This window comes from Flavobacterium panacagri (genome assembly GCF_030378165.1).
GTDB lineage: Bacteria > Bacteroidota > Bacteroidia > Flavobacteriales > Flavobacteriaceae > Flavobacterium > Flavobacterium panacagri.
This window is the reverse complement of sequence record NZ_CP119766.1, coordinates 2,426,743-2,446,855: the sequence shown is the minus strand read 5'-3', so window position 1 is coordinate 2,446,855 and position 20,113 is coordinate 2,426,743. Positions and strand designations below refer to the sequence as shown.

The 20,113-nt window shown below is 35.3% G+C and carries 12 protein-coding genes; all 12 read right to left on the bottom strand.

All coding sequences use genetic code 11. From position 1 onward, the window contains the following. Window positions 1-9 precede the first annotated feature (9 nt). A complete protein-coding gene (locus P2W65_RS10935; RefSeq protein ID WP_289665519.1) occupies window positions 10-3,177 on the bottom strand; it encodes a SusC/RagA family TonB-linked outer membrane protein in 3,168 nt (1,055 codons plus the stop codon). Between the two features lie 570 nt (window positions 3,178-3,747). Continuing rightward, window positions 3,748-4,404 (bottom strand): fructose-6-phosphate aldolase, encoded by a 657-nt coding sequence (gene fsa, locus P2W65_RS10930; protein ID WP_289665517.1) that lies wholly within the window; start codon window positions 4,402-4,404, stop codon window positions 3,748-3,750. 415 nt (window positions 4,405-4,819) lie between these two features. Beyond that, window positions 4,820-6,145 carry a xylose isomerase gene (xylA, locus tag P2W65_RS10925; RefSeq protein WP_289665515.1) on the bottom strand — a complete coding sequence of 442 codons (1,326 nt, stop codon included), beginning with the start codon at window positions 6,143-6,145 and terminating at the stop codon, window positions 4,820-4,822. A 9-nt stretch (window positions 6,146-6,154) separates the two neighbouring features. Next, window positions 6,155-7,636, bottom strand: a complete 1,482-nt coding sequence (locus tag P2W65_RS10920; RefSeq protein WP_289665513.1) for a xylulokinase — start codon at window positions 7,634-7,636, stop codon at window positions 6,155-6,157. 2 nt (window positions 7,637-7,638) lie between these two features. Then, window positions 7,639-8,646: a GntR family transcriptional regulator gene (locus P2W65_RS10915; RefSeq protein ID WP_179002504.1), complete on the bottom strand. Its 1,008-nt coding sequence runs from the start codon at window positions 8,644-8,646 to the stop codon at window positions 7,639-7,641. Window positions 8,647-9,117: 471 nt separating this feature from the next. Next, entirely contained in the window at window positions 9,118-10,860 is a 1,743-nt protein-coding gene (locus P2W65_RS10910; protein ID WP_289665512.1) for a glycoside hydrolase family 43 protein, read from the bottom strand. 17 nt (window positions 10,861-10,877) lie between these two features. After that, window positions 10,878-11,912 carry a glycoside hydrolase family 43 protein gene (locus tag P2W65_RS10905; protein ID WP_289665510.1) on the bottom strand — a complete coding sequence of 345 codons (1,035 nt, stop codon included), beginning with the start codon at window positions 11,910-11,912 and terminating at the stop codon, window positions 10,878-10,880. 23 nt (window positions 11,913-11,935) lie between these two features. Beyond that, window positions 11,936-13,369, bottom strand: a complete 1,434-nt coding sequence (locus P2W65_RS10900) for an MFS transporter (RefSeq protein WP_289665509.1) — start codon at window positions 13,367-13,369, stop codon at window positions 11,936-11,938. A 261-nt stretch (window positions 13,370-13,630) separates the two neighbouring features. Beyond that, window positions 13,631-14,740, bottom strand: a complete 1,110-nt coding sequence (locus tag P2W65_RS10895) for an endo-1,4-beta-xylanase (protein WP_289665507.1) — start codon at window positions 14,738-14,740, stop codon at window positions 13,631-13,633. Window positions 14,741-14,936: 196 nt separating this feature from the next. After that, window positions 14,937-17,807, bottom strand: a complete 2,871-nt coding sequence (locus tag P2W65_RS10890; RefSeq protein WP_289665506.1) for a glycosyl hydrolase 115 family protein — start codon at window positions 17,805-17,807, stop codon at window positions 14,937-14,939. Window positions 17,808-18,001: 194 nt separating this feature from the next. Further along, complete coding sequence (gene uxuA / locus P2W65_RS10885; protein ID WP_289666183.1) at window positions 18,002-19,165, bottom strand: mannonate dehydratase; 1,164 nt, start codon at window positions 19,163-19,165, stop codon at window positions 18,002-18,004. A 185-nt stretch (window positions 19,166-19,350) separates the two neighbouring features. Then, window positions 19,351-20,088 (bottom strand): SDR family NAD(P)-dependent oxidoreductase, encoded by a 738-nt coding sequence (locus tag P2W65_RS10880; RefSeq protein WP_289665505.1) that lies wholly within the window; start codon window positions 20,086-20,088, stop codon window positions 19,351-19,353. Window positions 20,089-20,113: the final 25 nt, after the last annotated feature.

Here is a 20,113-nt window from a genome sequence, read left to right as displayed (position 1 = left end):
GTGCAGTTTTTAGAAATTAATGTTGATTCCAAGTGTAGTTGTTACTGGTGAAGGATAACGTCCATTATCGATACCGTTTAAAAGCTGATTTTGATTTATCGCACCAACTTCAGGATCATATCCTTTATATTTAGTAAAGGTTAAAACATTCTGCATGTTTGAGTAAACTTTGATATTTGAAATTCCATATTTAGAATACAAATCCTTTGGTAGATTATAACCAATAGAAATGTTTTTAAGCCTAACATACGAACCATCTTCTACAAATCTATTGCTCAAACGATAGTTAGAAGCAGAAGATGCTGATGAAGCTCCAATTCTTGGCATATAAGGATCACCGCCCACAATCTGTACATTTCTGTAATCATTAGGACCATTCGGGTCTATTAATTCCAATTGCGCATATCCCAAAGCTGTTTTCAATAAATTAGTATTTTCACGAGGATTTTCTAACCAACGTCTTTGATAATTTAAAACATCATTTCCATAAGAACCTGTAAATAAAATGCTCACATCAAATCCTTTGAATGAAAAACTGTTGTTAAAACCAAAAGTGAAATCTGGATTAGGATTTCCAATATAACCAGCATCTTTTTCGTTGATTACGCCATCTTTATTGACATCTTCAAACATATAATCTCCAATCCAAACACCGTTTTCGCCAATAACCATTCCTTCTGGTAATGCTGTAGGCTTTACAGTTCCTGATGCATCTTTATAATAGAAATCTGTTGCTTTTTCAAAACGTCCAATAACTTTATATCCATAAAATTGTCCTAATGTTTGTCCTACTGCACTGCGAGTAACCACTGTCACATCTGAACCTTGCTGTAAAGTCTGATCATAAACTCCTGACTCAGAATTTAATTTCAATACTTTAAACCTATTCATAGAGATATTAAAGTTTGATTTCCAAAGAAAATCTGGTCGTTGCATATTGATTGTGTTTAGAGTAAACTCAATACCTTTATTTTCAAGAGATCCAATATTTGCAAAAGGCGGAGAAGTCGACCCTTGTCCTGTTGTACCAACATAAGCTGGAAGTGACAATCTTAATAATAAATCATCTGTTCTTTTGTAATAAACGTCTGCGGTAATTTCTACTCTATTATTAAAAAGTCCAAGATCTAAACCAATATTTGTCTGGTTTGATTTTTCCCACTTCAAATCTGGATTTGCCGTATTGGTTGCAATCTGTCCGCTTCCCCAATTGGTTGCCGAAGTACCATAAACAGAAGTATAAGCATTATTTGGCACGCTTGAATTACCTGTAACTCCCCAGCCAGCACGTAATTTAAGATTATTGATTGTCTGATTCTCTTTTAAGAATCCTTCATTTGATATCTTCCAAGCCAAACCTGCAGCTGGGAACCAGTCCCATTTATTACCTTCTGCAAATTGTGAAGATCCATCTCTTCTAATCGTTCCTGTTATAAAATATCTGTCATCAAATGTGTAAGCTACCCTTCCAAAGTAAGAACTTAGAGAATTTGTAGAACTTGCATTAGAATTTCGTGCTGTTGTTGGATCACCCGCATTTAAGTCTGTTGCTCCATTTGTTAAATATCCAGAGCGATAGCCGTAAAGATTTTCCCAGTTTCTTTCCTGAAGTTCTTCTGCAAGCATCGCATTAACATTATGTTTTCCAAATATTTTATTATAAGTCAAAGTGTTAGTCCAGATCCAGTTTTCGCTGGTAGATTTTGTTCTTGTTCCTTCTCTAACCTCATTTGATAATGCTCCAAAAGTATAAGACGGATTAAAAGTATATCGGTTTCCAAAACCATAATCTATAGAATATTGTGTTCTAAGTTTTAAATCTTTTGTAAAACTAATTTCTGCATAAACATTTCCTCTAACTCCATAATCTTTTCCATGATTATCTTTCAGCATTGCAATTCCTAATGGATTGGTTTGAACGAATTCAGTTGTATCTGGTCCATCAAAAGTTCCATCAGCATTTCGGGCTGCCACATTTGGCGTTTGCTTTAAAGCTGTCAGGATTACCGAATCATCATTAACAGTGGTCACTTGATTGGTTTTAAAAACATTCATATTTACCCCCACTTTCATCCATTTCTTTACCTGAGAATCAATAACACCACGAATAGTCATACGATCGAAAGAGGATCCAATTATAGTTCCTTCTTGATCAAAATACGACATACCTAATGCATAAGTTGTAGTATCAGAACCACCAGACGCAGATAAGTTATAGCTTTGAATTAAACCTGTTTGAAACAATTCATCCTGCCAGTTTGTTCCTTCCCCTAATAAATCAGGACGGATAAAATAAGGATCTCTTTGTACAATTCCCAAGTCTGAACGCGTATTTTTAAGGGTTCCATATTCTCTTAAATTAAGAACCTGCAACTGTTTCGGCATTTCCTGCCATCCAATATAACTGTCAAAATTTAAAGTCAAGTCTCCTTTTCTCCCTGTTTTAGTTGTTACCATGATTACACCATTTGCCGCTCTAGAACCATAAATTGCAGTTGCAGAAGCATCTTTCAAAATATCAATAGAAGCAATGTCGTTTGGATTAATTCCCGCAAGCGGGTTGGTATTTAAAGAACCTGAATTTCCGTCAATAATAACACCATCTATCACATAAATAGGTTCATTTGAACCGGTTATAGAGCTAATACCACGAATACGCACTGAAGAACTTCCTCCTGGTGTACCGCTATTTTGCTGTATCTGCACACCCGCTGCACGTCCTTGTAAAACCTGATCAATAGTTGTAGCAACTGATTGAGTTACTGCAGCGCTAGAGATAGACGAAATAGAACCTGTTAAATCTGCTCTTTTAGCAGTTCCGTATCCAATTACAACAACTTCTTTTAAGTCATTTAAATTTTCTTCTAATACCGCATCTATTTTAGTTTTGTTGTTTACTAAAACTTCATGAGGCTTATATCCTATAAAACTAAAAACCAGAATACTATTGGCAGGAACAGATTGTAGTGTATATGTTCCGTCAAAGTTAGAAACAGTACTGGTTTTAGTTCCTTTTACAATAATATTGACACCTGGTATTGGTCCGCTACCATCAGATACAGTACCCGAAACAGTAATTTGCGCATTTACCGCAGCAGAGCATACCAGCATCAGAATTAGGACTCCCAAATTCTTAAAGTATTTTGATCTGCTTTTAGTAATTAAAAAGTTAGTCATAAATAATTGGTTTAATGAGTTAATAAGTATGGTTTAGTTAGTTTACTTTTAATTGACCTATAGTTTGTTTTTTTATGTTAAAAGAAATCAAACAAAAAACAACTTATAGTCAAAACAAATATATACAAAAAACAACAACACACAATCGGTTGCGTTAATTTTTTTTGTCATTTTTAAAAAAATACCTCTTCAAAAAAACATATTATTCGTTTATATTATTAAAAATTTGAATAATAATCAAAAACAAGAATTAATACAACGAAAACGTTAGAGATAATAAATCATTTACTTATAAATCTTAAAAAAAACATAAAAAGTTAAAATTTAATATTTTTTCAAAAACCGCTAAAACGTTGTAGTGAAACTGCAAAAAAGAATTGAAGAGAAAACCCTTATCCAACCCTTATAAAATAAGGATTTTATTCAATTAGTAACTACTAATCAATCTATTAACCGCTAAACAATATATTTCTTACAAAAACCTAAAACAAACAATCGGTTGCTTTTATTTCATAAAAAATCCCCTCCAAATATCTTGGAGGGGATTCTAAAAATGATCTTAAATTAAGACTATAAATTCATCTTTTTGGCATCTTCAACAAACTGTTTTAATCCAATATCTGTTAACGGATGTTTCAATAAGCCTTTGATTGCTGAAAGTGGCCCAGTCATAACATCTGAACCAATTTTTGCACAGTTAATAATATGCATCGTATGTCTTACTGATGCTGAAAGGATTTGTGTCTGATAATCATAATTATCGTAAATTTCTCTAATTTCAGCGATTAGGTTCATTCCGTCAGTCGAAACATCATCTAATCTTCCTAAAAATGGGGAAACATAAGTCGCTCCAGCTTTAGCAGCTAATAAGGCTTGTCCAGCAGAAAATACCAAAGTTACATTGGTACGAATTCCTTTTGAAGAGAAATATTTACAGGCTTTTATGCCATCACCAATCATTGGTAGTTTTACTACAATTTGAGGATGTAAAGCTGCCAGCTCCTCTCCTTCTCTAACAATTCCTTCAAAGTCAGTCGAGATTACCTCAGCCGAAACATCGCCATCAACGATATTACAAATAGCCAAATAATGATTTAGGATGTTTTGTTTTCCTGTAATGCCTTCTTTTGCCATTAAAGACGGATTGGTGGTTACACCGTCTAAAACGCCTAAAGACTGTGCTTCTTCAATGTCCTGAAGATTGGCAGTGTCAATAAAAAATTTCATAAGTTTTTGGTTTAAGTTAAAAGTATTTTTGCGTAAAAAAAACTTTGTCAAAGTTTAAAACATTGACAAAGTTCTCAGTGTGTTCTAGTGAGTGAAAAATGTGCATTTCGATTGATTCTGCTCTTCAAAAAACCTTCAATAAAAAATACTCACTTATTATTTTATCAAACTGACTTTTTATTCATTTTGATCTTCAAAAAAATAGTAACTAAACCTTCAATCTATTTTTCTGAAATCTTAATGTGAAAAAAAGCCATAATCTTAATACACATTTTTAAAGTTTTTATCTAAAAAAACACTTTTAAATATTTTTAACTTTTTACGGCTATCCTATTTAAAAATTTAGTTTTTAGTTTTTTAAGAAACCTAACAGGTTTTGAAAGCCTGTTAGGTTTGATATGAAAATCTAAATCAATTAAATATATTGATTGATGATGTTTTCAAACAATTCTTGTTTACCGCTTTGAAGATTTAATTCTCCATTTTCGTGAGCGATAGTGTAAAGATCTTTAAGGTTTAATTTTCCTTCAGCAAAATCTTTTCCTTTTCCAGAATCGAATGAACTGTATCTTTCTGTTCTTAATTTTTCGTAAGGAGAAGAAGTGATGATTTTATCTGCAGTCAATAAAGCTCTTGCAAAAGTATCAGCTCCGCCAATGTGCGCTAAGAAAACATCTTCTAAGTCTGTAGAATTTCTTCTGATTTTAGCATCAAAGTTAACTCCTCCGCCTTGCAATCCGCCAGCTTTTAAGAAAACCAACATGGCTTCAGTTGTTTCTTGAATGTTATTTGGGAACTGATCTGTATCCCATCCGTTTTGGTAATCTCCTCTATTAGCATCGATACTTCCTAACATTCCTGCTTTTGCTGCTACTTCTAATTCGTGTTGGAAAGTATGCTGAGCCAAAGTAGCGTGGTTTACCTCAATATTAATTTTGAAATCTTTATCTAACCCATAATTTTTCAAGAATCCAATTGCTGTAGCCGAGTCAAAATCGTATTGGTGTTTAGATGGCTCCATTGGTTTTGGCTCGATGAAGAAAGTTCCTTTAAAACCTTGAGATCTTGCGTAGTCTCTAGACATTGCTAAGAATTGCGCCATGTGGTCTAATTCTCTTCCCATATCTGTGTTTAGTAAAGACATATAACCTTCTCTACCACCCCAGAATACGTAGTTTTCTCCACCTAAAGCAATTGTTGCATCCAAAGCTAATTTTACTTGACCTCCAGCTCTCGCTACTACATTAAAATCTGGATTTGTAGCGGCTCCGTTCATGAATCTTGGGTTCGAGAAACAGTTTGAAGTTCCCCAAAGTAATTTAATTCCAGAATCTGCTTTTTTCTGTTTTAAGTAATCTGTAATAAATGCCAAACGTTTTTCTGATTCTGCGAAAGTTGCTCCTTCAGCAATCAAATCATAATCGTGGAAACAGAAATAATCGAATCCCATTTTGCTGATGAATTCAAAAGCAGCGTCTGCTTTATCTTTTGCGGCTTGATATGGATCTGATGAAGCATCCCAAGCAAATTGCTGTGTTCCTGGCCCGAATGGATCGCTTCCTTGTCCGCAGAAAGTATGCCAGTAAGCAATAGCAAATTTAAAGTGCTCACGCATTGTTTTTCCAGCCACAACCTGGTCTGGATTGTAATATTTAAATGCCAACGGATTATCAGATTCCTTTCCTTCAAATTTAATTTGGCCAATACCTTTGTAGTATTCTTTATCTCCTAAAACTATCATTTGATTTTTTTATTTATTTGTTAATATTAATTCTAATTCTTGTTTCCATTTTTTATATGCCGTTTCGTATTCCTCTTTATTTTTTAGAGGCAAAAAGGTCATTACGTGATCGTTTGTTGTAATTCCTGAACCAAATTTTTCAAAGTCGCCATCTGTCAAGCCAACAGCTCTTGCCGCTCCTACTGCTCCGGTTGTATTGTAAATTTCAATTTCATGTCCAATTAAGGTTGCCACTGTATTAGAGAAAATTTCAGAACGGAATAAATTATCATTTCCAGCTCTTATGACATTAATAGTTGCATTATCATCTTTCAGGCATTCCATTCCATAAACAAAAGAAAATGCAATGGCTTCCAAAGATGCTCTAAATAAATGTGCATTGGTATGAATATTAAAATTCAAGTTTAGAATATGCGACCCAATGTTTTTGTTATTGAACATTCTTTCAGCGCCATTTCCAAACGGAATGACAACCAATCCTTGCGAACCTACATTTATCTGAGATGCTTTTTCATTCATTTCTTCATACGACTCATTTCCGATATTGTTTCGCATCCATCTGTATTGGATTCCTGCTCCGTTTATATTCAGCAATTTGCCAACTCTCGGATTTGATTCTGTATAATTTACATGAACGAAGTTGTTTACACGAGTACTTTTCCCTGAGTTTGTTTCTGTAACAGCATAGAAAACACCCGACGTACCGCCCGTTGCTGCAACTTCTCCCGAACGAAGTACATTCAATGACAAAGCGTTATTTGGCTGATCTCCCGCTCGGTAAACAATCGGAATTCCAGCAGGAAGACCCGATTCTGCAGCAGCTTTTTCTGTAACAACACCTTGATTTGTAAAATTTTCTACGATTTTTGGAGTCAATGCTGTATCAATTCCATAATATTCTAAAAGCCAGTCGGCTACTTTATTTTCTTTATAATCCCAAAGCATTCCTTCAGACAAACCATTTTTGGTAGTCGTTACTTCGCCTGTCAATTTCAAAGCGATGTAATCTCCCGGAAGCATGTATTTCGCAATTTTATTGTAAACTGCTGGTTCGTTTTCTTTAACCCATTTCAGTTTCGAAGCCGTGAAATTTCCTGGAGAATTCAATAAATGCGACATGCATTTCTCTTCTCCAATTTCGGCGAAAGCGGTATTCCCAATTTCAACCGCACGGCTGTCGCACCAGATAATTGAATTTCGTAACGGAGCGCCTTCTTTGTCCACAATCACCAATCCGTGCATTTGGTACGAAATACCAATTCCCTGAATTTTAGACGCATCAATATTAGCTTCTTTAATCGCTCTTTTTGTTGCCGTACAAATGTACTGCCACCAAATTTCTGGATCCTGCTCTGCCCAGTCTGGGTGAATTGAAAGGATTTCCATTTCGTTTTGCGGTTCATTCAAAACGATCACTTTTTTACCCGTTTCTGCTTCAACAATTGCTGCTTTCACAGAAGAACTTCCAATATCATATCCGATATAATACATACTTACAATGATTCTCTTATTATTAATTTTGTCGGCACATAACACTTCGTTTCTTCGTCATGCGTAATAAATGCCGCTGCTTTGGTTCCTATTTCTTTAAAATCAGTTGAAACAACCGAAATTCCTTTGTATATAAATTTCTTCATCGGGGTTTCGTTGTACGATAAAAAGCCAACATCTTTTCCCGGTTCGTAATCCTTCTCTTTACACTGCTCTAAAAAGTGCCCTAAAATCCTGTCGCTTACACTGATATAAGCAATGCCTTTTTCGATATTGAACTTCTTCGGATCTGTAATCACTTCGTATTCAAAACCAAAATCGGCACAGAATTTCTTAAAAAATTCCACTGTTTCCCACGGGTGATTCGTAAAATCAGGATAGACAAATTGTATCTTTTTATACTTTTTAAACAAATAAACTGCCTCTGTCAAAGACTCATAAAACGCTTTCCCGAAATCCTGAAAAACATAATTGTTCGTCTTTTTCGCCTGAATATTCCAGTCAATCAAAAGCAATTTGTCACTTGAAATTGCCGACAATGCCGGAGCAATATCCCGATGATCAAAATTCATCACCACGTATTTATAATACTTCCCAATTCCGTTATTGATAATCGTTTTAAAAACATCAATATTATAATGATGAAACTGCACATCGATAATCACATTATCGGGCAGATTATTCACAACCGAATGATACAAAACCTCTTTATATGCCTTAAACGTATCTAGAACCAAAAGCACTTTTCTTGTTTCACCCGCTACGTAATAGCCTTTATTCGGCACAGATTCAATCGTATTTTGGTCTTTTAAAATCGAATAAGCCTTAAAAACCGTGTCTCTCGAAAGCTGATACGTTTTACAGATCACATTCACCGACGGAAGCAAATCTCCTTTTTGCAGAATATTCTCCGCAATCGAATTTGTAATTCCATCCACCAACTGCTGATACTTTGGAATATCACTTTCGTGATTGATTATAAACTCAAATTTTTCTTCTTCTTTTAGCATACCGTTCTGTTCCGTTCTGTTATGCTAAAGTAGCTAAAAATATTTTATAAAAAATTGTTTTTTGTATTAATTATGTTAAGTTTTTAAAAATCTATTTTTCAATAATTTGGGCGTGTGCTTGTCCCGATAGCTATCGGGAGGCTATCCGTTTCAAGTCCTCGCACTTCCTTCGTCAGGCTCCGGGCTTTCCACTGCTATCCCTCACGCAAAGCGAGTTCAAGAGACACAATCTTGTCATTTCCATTTAAAAGGAAAAATCACAATAGTAACTACATAAAGTGATTTAACCGCAAAGTTCGCAAAGGTTTACGCAAAGAACGCTAAGAAGTTCACTCTCAGTTTTGTCATCCCGACGAAGGAAAGATCACACTCGAGAATCGACAAAGATTGGCGACATTCTGTGCGGAGTTTCTAGTGTGATCTTTCCTTCGTCAGGATGACAAACTAAACGAAACCACTTCACTTAAAACTTTATCTCGCAAAATGCCTACTCGACGCATACATCGCCAAATACGTCCCTACAAAACCTCCAGCTTCTTTTGTACTTAAAATAGCCCCATCAACATCTTTAATTAACAAATTCCACTTTTCTTTTTCTTTTGTTTTAAAATAAAAACTATATAATCTTCCATTTCCTTCAATTTTCACTAATAAGTCTTTATCAGAATCAAAAAGATCTTTTTTAGCAATTATCTCCGATTTTCCATTATTGATTTTACTCGCAGTTCTTTCTACAAAAACCTCTTGCTTCTTATCAGTATTCAGGCGCTTTCCAATCAACAAATAATGTTTTTCATTCTGGAAAGCAGTTAGACCCGCAACTTGTAAATTATCTTTTGGTGTAAATTCAAACTTCACTGAAGCTTCAAACTTTAAATGCTGTTGTCGTCTTCCAATAAAAGAGAAATTAGTTTCGGTATGAATCGATTCATTTCTCGGTTTGATATATAATTTTCCGTCTTTTAAATCATACCATTTTTCTAAAGGAGTTCGAATAAAATTCCATTTCAAACCCAATTCATCCGAATCAAAATTATCTTGCCAAACAAAATTCCCGTTATTGGCTTCTATTTTTTCTTTTGAAAGAATAAGATTTGGTCGTTTATGAATCATAGGAATAGGCTCATTTCCGCCGACAATTTCTGGCCAATCGTTTTTCCATTGCACAGGCATCATGAAGGTCTCTCTTCCAGTATTATACAAATCACCTTCATAAGGACGACAGCCCAAAAATACTGACCACCAATCGCCGTTTGACAATTGAACAAAATCAGCATGACCTGTTGTCGAAACTAAATTTTTACGATTTGGGTCTAAATGCGATTGCGTCAAAATCGGGTTATTAGCATAACTTTCATAAGGGCCATAGATGTTTTTACTTCTAAAAACCACTTCAGAATGATTGAAACCTGTTCCACCCTGAGCACAAATCAGATAATAAAATCCATCTTTTTTAATCACATGCGGCCCTTCAATCCAGACTGGTTTTATAGCCATATCGGTTCCGCCGTTAATAACCAATTTGGGAGCTGTTGTGGTTTTTTGTTTTTCCAAATCGTATTCCAGCATATAAATGGCGCGATGGCCATCGTGAAGCGAAACATTATTAGGCGGAGGCCCGTTATGTGTAATATAAGCTTTTCCGTCTTCATCAAAAAAGAGATCTGGATCGATTCCGTTAACTTCAGGAAGCGCAATCGGATTTGACCAAGGCCCAGACGGATTTTTAGCTGTAACAATAAAATTACCCACTCCGCTGACATTGGTACAAATCACATAAAAAATGCCTTTATTGTATCGAATTGTTGGCGCATACATGCCGCCTGAAAGACGAGAATTGCCAAAATCGGATTGTTCGCGACGGTTTATAATATTTCCAATCTGTTTCCAGTTTACTAAATCGGTACTTTCAAAAATAGGAAGTCCAGGAAAATAGCAAAAAGAAGAATTCACCAAGTAAAACTTATCCTCAACCCTGCAGATTGTAGGATCAGGATAAAAACCAGCCAAAACAGGATTTAAATACTCAGCATCAGATTTTGTTAGATTTTGATACGCATCGTCATTTCCTCGATAATCAAACCAGTCAAAAACAGCATAATCGGAATACACAACCGATTGTGATTTTTGCGAAATTTTTTTACACGATGAAAAAGCACTCATTAAAATGAATGCGCTTATCAATGCACTACCTAATCTGCTTTTTTTAAACATCTTTTTTTGCTAAAATCTTAATCAAATAATCTTCTAATTCCGTATGGATCAATTGTTACTATGGAACCATCGTCAAGATAATCGATTTTGGTTACTTTCATGCTTCTTAAATGTGTTACGCCTTTTGACAAACTCGAATCGTGGTAAAACAAATACCATTCTCCTTCTACTTCACAAATAGAATGGTGCGAAGTCCAGCCTACAACGGGATTCAAAATTCTTCCCTGATACGTAAACGGTCCATACGGATTGTCGCCAATAGCGTAACAGATAAAATGTGTATCGCCTGTCGAATAGGAGAAATAGTATTTTCCGTTGTATTTGTGAACCCAAGAAGCTTCAAAAAAACGACGGTCGTTATCGCTTGCCAAAATCACTTTTCCGTTTTCATCCAGAATCTGGATTTCTTTTGGTTCTTCGGCAAATTCCAGCATATCATCGCGAAGCATAGCTACGATTGGCCCTAAAGCAGGTTCATTTCCAAACGGTTCTTCGTTATTGGAATCGTATATATTGTTTCGGTATTTCTGAAGCTGTCCACCCCAAATGCCTCCAAAATAGATATAATGTTTTCCGTCTTCGTCTTCAAAAACGGCCGGGTCAATACTGTAACTTCCTTTTATAGCGTCAGGTTGAGGTATAAACGGCCCTTCTGGTGCGTCGCCTATCGCCACTCCAATCTGGAAAATTCCATTGGCACGTTTGGCTGGAAAATACAAATAGTACTTTCCGTTTTTATGTCCTGCATCGGGTGCCCACATTTGTTTTTCGGCCCAAGCCACATCATCAACATGAAGCGCTACTCCGTTATCCACAACTTCTGATGATATCGTGTCCATCGAAAAAACGTGATAATCTTCCATCCCAAAATGATCGCCGTTATCGTTAAACGGAATTCCAGCATCTATATCATGCGACGGATAAATGTAAATCTTCCCATTGAATACATGCGCCGAAGGATCGGCTGTATACATATGAGATACTAATGGCTTTGAAATCGCCAAATCATTAATTTCCTCAAAATTAATGTGTTCAATGCTATCTTCAGGCATAGTGGTATCTTTGTTTTAAATAATTAAGTTCTTCTTTGTTTAAGTTCTGTTTCAATTTGCACTTCCATCGCTTTGTCGATTTTATAGAAAAACAGCAATCCAACTCCAATCAAAAAAGGGATTGCAGGGAAAATACTAACTAATAATTTAATTCCATTTATAGCTGTTTCCGACTGCTGAGGTGTATTTGGGACATAATGAAAATAGCCCAGGAATAATGTCGTTAAAGCACCTCCAATGCTTAATCCGCTTTTCAAACCTACCATCATTGCTGAAAAAATAATTGCTGTCGCTCTTCGATTATTAAGCCATTCCGAATAATCGGCAACATCGGCAATCATTGCCCATAAAATTGGGATTGTGATTCCGTAAAAAAATCCGTGCAGAATTTGAGAGAAAAATACCAATCCGATTGATGCTGGCGGATAGAAATAAAAAGCGATGATAAACAGTGTCGAAATGAATAAAAACAATCCGAATATGTTTCGTTTTCCGTATTTATCAGCCAAGTTTTTAGACAACGTAATTCCGACAATCATAAAGATAATTCCGCCCGCATTAAAGAGTCCGAAACCTGCAGAAACAGGATCATTCCCAAAATGATTCAATCCGATATTGGTTAAAAAATCCAATATAGGCTGAATAAAAACGGCTAATTGCTCTTTATCTACATAATTCTCAAAATAATACACATACGAACCGCCTTTCATAGCCAAAGTCACAAAAACCAAAGTTGTCAGCGAAAGCATAATAATCCAAGGTCTGTTTTTAATCAAATCACTCAAATCTTCTTTTACGCTTGACTTTTGTTCTGGTTTTGGAATAATTCTTTCTTTAGTCGTTAAAAAAGTAATTAAAAGCATGATCGTTCCGATAATCGCCAAAGCGGTCATTACTTTTTCAATCCCGATTGCTTTATCTCCGTTTCCAGCGCTTTTGATAATACCAAGCATAAAAACCTGAACGAAAAACTGTGCAAACATTACCGCAACAAACCGATACGATGACATACTGTTTCGTTCTTTCATATCGCCCGTAATTACTCCGCTTAAAGCAGAATACGGCAAATTGTTTCCTGCATAAAAAAGAAGCAGTAAAGTATACGTTACAACGGCATAAATTACTTTTCCTTTATAAGAGAAATCAGGAGTTGAAAAGGCTAATAATGCCACTACACCAAGCGGAATTGCGGTCAATAAAATCCAAGGTCTGAATTTTCCCCATCTCGTACTGGTTCTGTCTGCCAAGACCCCAATAATCGGATTGAAAATAAAAGCTGCAACCAATCCTACAATCAGCATGATGATGGAAGAATCTGTTGGTGATAATCCGTAAATATCGGTGTAGAAATACGCCAGATAGGTCATCAAAGTCTGAAAAACTAAATTGGCAGCTAAATCTCCTAAGCTGTATCCAATTTTTTCTTTGATGGATAATTTTTGCGAAATGTTACTCATTGGTGGTTTTGTGGTTAGTTAGTCCCGATCCTGCAAGGTTTTCAAAACCTTTAAGGTTTCAGTTGTTTTTATACAATTTTAAAATCCATACCTACAAGGTTTTGAAAACCTTGCAGGAAAGCGAATTACAATCAAAACAATCGGTTGTGTAAAATTAGACAAAAAAACATATTATGCAAATTTAGTTTACTTTATTTAAGTTATTTTTTATTTCACAACCGATTGTTGATTAATTCATCAATCTTAAGCTATTTCGACTGCTTATTCTTTAGTTTCTTTCAACTTTAAGATGCTGTCGTAAGCTAGTTTATGTTTTAATTCCTTGTCAAACGGAAGCGGGTAATTGGTTCTTCCTTTTATCGGCCAATCGTTTAGCCAGGATTGACCGTCATGAACACCCCAAAACGTAACTCTGCTGATTTTATCTTTATGCTTTAAAAATAATTTAAAAATCGATGCATAACGTTCTGCTAATTGTGTCTGAACGGAATCTGGTAATTTTTCGGGATACGGATTCATTTTAGGATTCCCTTCAAATTTCTGATTCACGTCTGCTCCTTTCAGATCCCACGGGTTTGGCAAAACCGTAATATCCAATTCTGTAAAAGCCACTTTGATTCCTAAAGCAGAATACTCTAAAATGCTTTTTTCAATTTCCTCTAATGACGGACTCTGTAATCGCCAGTGTCCCTGAATGCCAACTCCGTCCACTTTCCCGCCTTCAGCTTTTATTTTTTTGATTAAAGCAATAGCTCCTGCTCTTTTTGCTGGTTCTTCGATATTATAATCGTTATAATATAATTCTGCTTTTGGATCGGCTTTTTCTGCCAGTTTAAAAGCTTCAACTAAATACTTCTCGCCAAGTGTATTCAAAAAAACTGATTTTCTTAAAGTTCCATCGTCATTTAAAGCTTCATTCACAACATCCCAAGAATTGATTCTGTCTTTGTATTTAGAAACGATGGTTGTAATATGATCTTTCATAAAAGCTTTCATTTCTGTACTATCGGCGATTTTTTCCATCCATGGCGCCAATTGACTGTGCCAGATTAAAGTATGTCCATGAACAAACATTTTATTCTTCTCACCATACGCCACAAATTTATCAGACAAAGCAAAATGATATTTGTCCTTTTGTGGATGCATGTACATAGATTTCATAATATTCTCGGCAGTAATCGCATTAAATTCTTTTCGAATCAAAGAATCTACTTTTTTGTCTTTTTCTTCAATTTGATCAGCGCTTAAAGCAGTTCCGATGTAAAAATCATCTTTGTAAGCATCTTTTAACGAAGCAGTTTCTTTTTGCGACGTACAGCTTATAGTCAGCAAAGCCGTGACGGTAAATAAAAAAGGTTTAATGCATTTCATATTTTTTGGTTTAAATAGTTAATCGTTTTTTCTTTCAGAAGAGACCGACAGGTCTAGTATTCTCTCATAGTTTTATCATTTCGACGTAAGGAGAAATCTCCACAAATAGCTCCGCATGCTAGATCAACTTTGTAGAGTTTCTTGCGGAGATTCCTCGTTCCTCGGAATGACAAACAGAACGTGTTACTTTACGAAATCATTCCTTCCTAAAACTCTCCGGCGGGCCCAAATACGACTCCAAAACCTTTCCTTCTTCGGTTTCAATTACAATTTTCTGAAGCACAAGCGCTGGATCAATTCCATAAATCTTTAATATATGATTTCCTGCTCTTTCAATGTTATGTGTCGATGTTATGATTTTAATATTATTCGCAACAGATTCTGCCCAGGCTTTTTCTGAAGCATCTGCGTTGAGGTTCATGATTTGCGGTTTCTCATTATCAAAGGCAATTCCGTATTTTAATCCGTCGCCCTTTTTAAAATTGATTGTTGGCGAAAAATAAGCGTTTACTTTCATCTTTCCTTTGCTAAAAAAATGAACGTTGTATTCTAATCTTGGAGATTGTTGTGAGATTTCTATCGGATGAATATGCGAAGGTTTTAAAGTTACTCCGGATGCTGTTTTTCCAAGATTTGGAATTGTTGTCCATTTTATTGAATCAGAATTTATTGCTTTTGAATAATTCTGAGCTTCTATCGAAATATAACCGTTGTTTTCAGCAAAGCCATGAACTTTATCAGCTTTAATATTATTAGTTTTTAATTGAATAATAAATTTTTGATAATTAGCAACAACTATAAATTGACTCTTAGTTATTCCTTTTGGGGCTTTTTTCCAATCAATATTTACTAAAATTCTTTGTTCTGTATCAACTATACCCTCAGATTGAGAAAACTGAATCCAATTATGATCGCAAAAAATTTTAAATGTATATTTTTTTATTCCAGAATTTAATAGATCGATGTATGATGTATTATTTTCTAATGATGAAAATTCTACCAACTCTATTTTATTTTTAAGAACTCCATCAAAAGATTCCTCTATTCCTTCAACAGCAATTCTCTGATTTATTGCTGTATTATGAAAAAGATGTCTCGTGCCTGGAATCACATTTTTATCCGGCTGTTGCCAATTATCATAACCAATATGCGTCTGCGACATCATATGATTCCATTTACCATTTGCTAATTGCGTATGATAATAATTCGTGAGTTCGGAATCTTTTTCAAATAACTCTTTTACTTTTTCTTTATATTCATTTGCAGAAAGTCTCCACTGTTCTGAGTATAAAAAATTTTTAGCCTGTGCCACATACAATTCGTTTAAATTAGCACTTGCCAAAACAGGAAACAAAACCAACTGATAAAAAGCATCTTTGTATTCTGGTTTCAATTTCTCATTTATAATTGTAGCCAATTTGACCAATTTTTGATAATCAGCTATAACTTTGTCAGCTTCATTATAATTAGTGACACTATAGGTTTTACGATCTAATAATTCAGGTTTTCTTCGGGAATTGTATTTTGTATATAATTTTAAAATCTGAGCGATTTCACCTGTAAACTGATTATCAAAATTCTCTTTAGCCCAATCTGAATAATAGTATTCTAAATTTCCTGCATTGAACTTTTCAGGATTCCAAGCCATGTCCAGGAAAAACTCTATTGGAAATTCCATTGGTTTGATGTCGCCCACATTTACAATCCAGATTTTATCGACACCATATTGATAAGCCAAATCCATTTGTTCCCAAACTCTTTCGATTTGATTGGTGTTAATCCATTTGTAATTTCTCGGGCCACCCACATAATCGTAATGATAATAAATGCCGTAACCGCCTTTTCTTGGTTTGGCATTCAGTTCTGGAAGTTTGCGGATATTTCCCCAATTATCATCACACAATAGAAGCGTAATATCATCAGGAACGGTCATGCCTTTGTCATAATAATCCTGAACTTCTTTGTAAAGCGCCCACATTTGCGGCGTTTCTTCCGCTGGTTTTTGAGTCACTTCTGCAATAATATTTCTTTGTGTTTTTACGATATTTTCTAACAATTCAATAGCAGTTCCTTCAGTCATCGGTTCGTCGCCGTCACCACGCATTCCAATGGTAACGATGGTTTCTTTGTTTCCCATTCGTTTAATTCCGTCTTTCCAGAATTGAATCAAAGCTTCTGAATTGGTGTTAAAATCCCATTTTCCTTTTTCATTTCCCCATTCAGCGTGTGCTCGCGTTAAGGGTTCGTGATGCGAAGTTCCCATTACGATTCCGTATTCATCTGCCAAAACTGCGTTCTGCGGATCTTCAACATAAAACATTCTGCCCCACATGGCCGGCCATAAATAGTTGCCTTTCATTCGCAGAATCAATTCAAAAACTTTGTCATAAAATTTCGAATTGAATCCGCCGAATTTCTCAAAAGCCCAGCCAGATAAAGCCGGAGCTTCATCGTTTATAAAAATCCCTCTGTATTTTACTTTTGGTTCTCCCTGCGAATGAATTCCAGGCAGAACATGCAATTCTGATTGTTTTTTAACGGGAACATCTGCCCAGTAATACCAAGGCGAAACGCCAATTTGATTAGACAAATCATAGATTCCGTAAATCGTTCCGCGTTTGTCTGAACCCGCAATTATCAAAGCTTTCTTGATTCCTTTAAATGGATTTTCAACTATCTGTGTGGTAAATTTTTCCCATTTTCCCTTAAGCTGATTGGCATCAATTTTTCCTTCTTTGGCTAATTGATCGATGATTTCATTTTTTCCGAGTGTTCCTATAATGACAACAAAATCTTCTGCCTCCGAAATCTTTTTTATTCTCTTCGAATGTAAATCAGAAACTTTAAAAAGATCGTTTTCTAAATGTCCTGTTACTTTTAAAACTCCTACATGATCTCTATCGTCAACCAAAATTGAAGCTATTTTTCCTTTTGAAACTAACGGAAAATTTTCACTAAAAGCCTGATGAACTACATATTTCTCTGGATTTATGGCATACGTATTTGTTCTTAATCCGATTAGGAGAAGTGATAAGATTATGTATGTTATTTTAGTTTTTAAACACATAGATCATAGATTTGATACGCATCCTAACAGGTTTCCAAAACCTGTTAGGTATTATTTAAAGTTTTTCCTGTTCTCATCGGCAAACCCGACAGGTTTTAAAAACCTGTCGGGTTTAAACTGGTGAATATTACTTTACCTCTTATGATACCTAACAGGTTTTGGAAACCTGTTAGGATACTTGAAAATAACTTTTATTACAAATTCAATTTATACCCAATTCCCATTTCCAAACCTCGTAACTCTGCCAAACCTTTTAATCTTCCAGTCAACGAATAACCAGGATATGTTTCGGTTTCTTCATCAACTCGATGCAGAAAACCATGATCTGGGCGCATTGGCAGGCTTGTTTTGGTTTTATGCATTAATAACAATAATTTCTCAACAATGACTTCCATTTTGACATCACCGTTTAAATGCTCTGATTCCCTAAAAATAGTTTCGCTTTCGCGGATGGTATTTCTCAGATGTAAAAAGTGAATTCGGTCTCCGAAATCGTCTATTATTTTTTCCAGATTGTTTTTAGGATCGGCACTTAACGAACCAGTGCAATAACACAATCCGTTTGCTGTTGATGGAACCGCGTCAAAAATCGCTTTCAAATCGGCTTCTGTTGAAACAATTCTTGGAAGTCCTAAAACCGAAAACGGTGGATCATCGGGATGAATCGCTAATTTTTGTTGGTTTTTCTCCGCAATCGGAGTTACTTCTGATAAAAAATAAATCAGGTTTTCTCTTAATTTTTGATTGTCGATTTCGGCATAATTTTCTAAAAGAGCTAAAATCTGTTCTGCCGTAAAATTGATTTTACTTCCCGGCAATCCCAACAAAACATTTTTAAATAATAATGCTTTTTCATCTTCCAATAATTGATTTCCGAATTGTAACGCTTTTTCTTTTTCAGCATCAGAATAATCGTTTTCAGAATTAGGTCTTTTCAAAAGAAAAACATCAAAAAAAGTAAACGCATCCTGATTGTACAGCAAAGCTTTGCTTCCGTCTTCGTTTATAAAATTATGATTAGTTCGCACCCAGTCCAGAATCGGCATGAAATTATAGGTTATAATTTTGATGCCGCACTCCGCCAGATTTTGCAAACTGATTTTATAATTTTCAATATATTGCTGATAATTTCCCGAAGCTCGTTTGATTTCTTCATGAACAGGAAGACTTTCAACCACAGTCCATTCCAATCCATAATTGCGAATGATTTCCTGTCTTTCTTTTATAGCTTCAACAGTCCAGATTTCGCCAACGGGAATTTGATGCAATGCGGTTACAATTCCCGTTGCACCAGCTTGCTTAATATCGATAAGTTTTACGTTGTCTTGAGGCCCAAACCAACGCATGGCTTGCTGCATTTTTACCATACTTCCTTTCTGTAAAAATTAATTAAACACATAGAAACATAGATTCATATTTAACTCAAAAAAGATTAGAGAAAGAAACTAGTTTCTCACACATAGCTATTGTGCATTAATGCAAGTGAAACGCCTTTATAGACAAAGAAAAAACTATGTTTCTATGTGTTTAAAATATTTAAAAATTAAAACCCTATACTATTTCCTCCATCAACTGGCAAAACTGTACCCGTAGTATATTTTGATTCGCTTAAAGCAAAATAATAAACGGCGTCTGCAATGTCTGAGGGTTCGCCCAAATAACCCATTGGCGTTCTTCCTAATACTTTATTTTTTCTTTCCGGATCGTTATCAAGTGCTGTTGATGACATTTTGGTTTTAATGAATCCTGGTGCAATACAATTGGCACGAATACCAAACTGAGCTAATTCAACCGCCATAGCACGAGTCATCGCTTCGATTGCGCCTTTACTTGATGAATAGGCAATTACTTTTGGAATTCCGTATTGTGATGCCATCGAACTGATGTTGACAATGCTTCCACCTCCGTTTGCTTTCATATTTTTTACAACCTCTCGGCTCACAGCAAAAACACTTAAAAGATTGGTGTGAATGATTGATAAAAAATCTTCATCACTTACATCTGCAAATTCCTTTTTCATATTGATTCCCGCATTATTAACCAAAATATCAATTGAACTGTTTTGGGTAATGCTTTCGATCATCGCAGGAATTCCTTTCAGATCGTTCAAATCAAATATTACCGGAATAGCATTTTCTCCAATTGCCGCACAGGCATCTTCTGTTTTTTCTTTTGATCTTCCGATGATATAAGTTGTGATTCCGTTGTCACAAAGTTTTTTTGCCGTTGCAAAACCTAATCCCGAATTTCCTCCGGTTACAATTGCCGTTTTCTTGCTCATAATTTTTTACAATAATTTCATGCTT

What these genes read in the sequence shown, in the direction of transcription:
- P2W65_RS10905 (WP_289665510.1), bottom strand. Translation starts at nt 11,912, where the DNA reads ATGCCTGAAGATAGCATTGAACACATTAATTTTGAGGAAATTAATGAT.
- P2W65_RS10890 (WP_289665506.1), bottom strand. Translation starts at nt 17,807, where the DNA reads ATGTGTTTAAAAACTAAAATAACATACATAATCTTATCACTTCTCCTA.
- P2W65_RS10935 (WP_289665519.1), bottom strand. Translation starts at nt 3,177, where the DNA reads ATGACTAACTTTTTAATTACTAAAAGCAGATCAAAATACTTTAAGAAT.
- P2W65_RS10900 (WP_289665509.1), bottom strand. Translation starts at nt 13,369, where the DNA reads ATGAGTAACATTTCGCAAAAATTATCCATCAAAGAAAAAATTGGATAC.
- P2W65_RS10915 (WP_179002504.1), bottom strand. Translation starts at nt 8,646, where the DNA reads ATGCTAAAAGAAGAAGAAAAATTTGAGTTTATAATCAATCACGAAAGT.
- P2W65_RS10880 (WP_289665505.1), bottom strand. Translation starts at nt 20,088, where the DNA reads ATGAGCAAGAAAACGGCAATTGTAACCGGAGGAAATTCGGGATTAGGT.
- fsa (WP_289665517.1), bottom strand. Translation starts at nt 4,404, where the DNA reads ATGAAATTTTTTATTGACACTGCCAATCTTCAGGACATTGAAGAAGCA.
- P2W65_RS10920 (WP_289665513.1), bottom strand. Translation starts at nt 7,636, where the DNA reads ATGTATTATATCGGATATGATATTGGAAGTTCTTCTGTGAAAGCAGCA.
- P2W65_RS10895 (WP_289665507.1), bottom strand. Translation starts at nt 14,740, where the DNA reads ATGAAATGCATTAAACCTTTTTTATTTACCGTCACGGCTTTGCTGACT.
- uxuA (WP_289666183.1), bottom strand. Translation starts at nt 19,165, where the DNA reads ATGCAGCAAGCCATGCGTTGGTTTGGGCCTCAAGACAACGTAAAACTT.
- xylA (WP_289665515.1), bottom strand. Translation starts at nt 6,145, where the DNA reads ATGATAGTTTTAGGAGATAAAGAATACTACAAAGGTATTGGCCAAATT.
- P2W65_RS10910 (WP_289665512.1), bottom strand. Translation starts at nt 10,860, where the DNA reads ATGTTTAAAAAAAGCAGATTAGGTAGTGCATTGATAAGCGCATTCATT.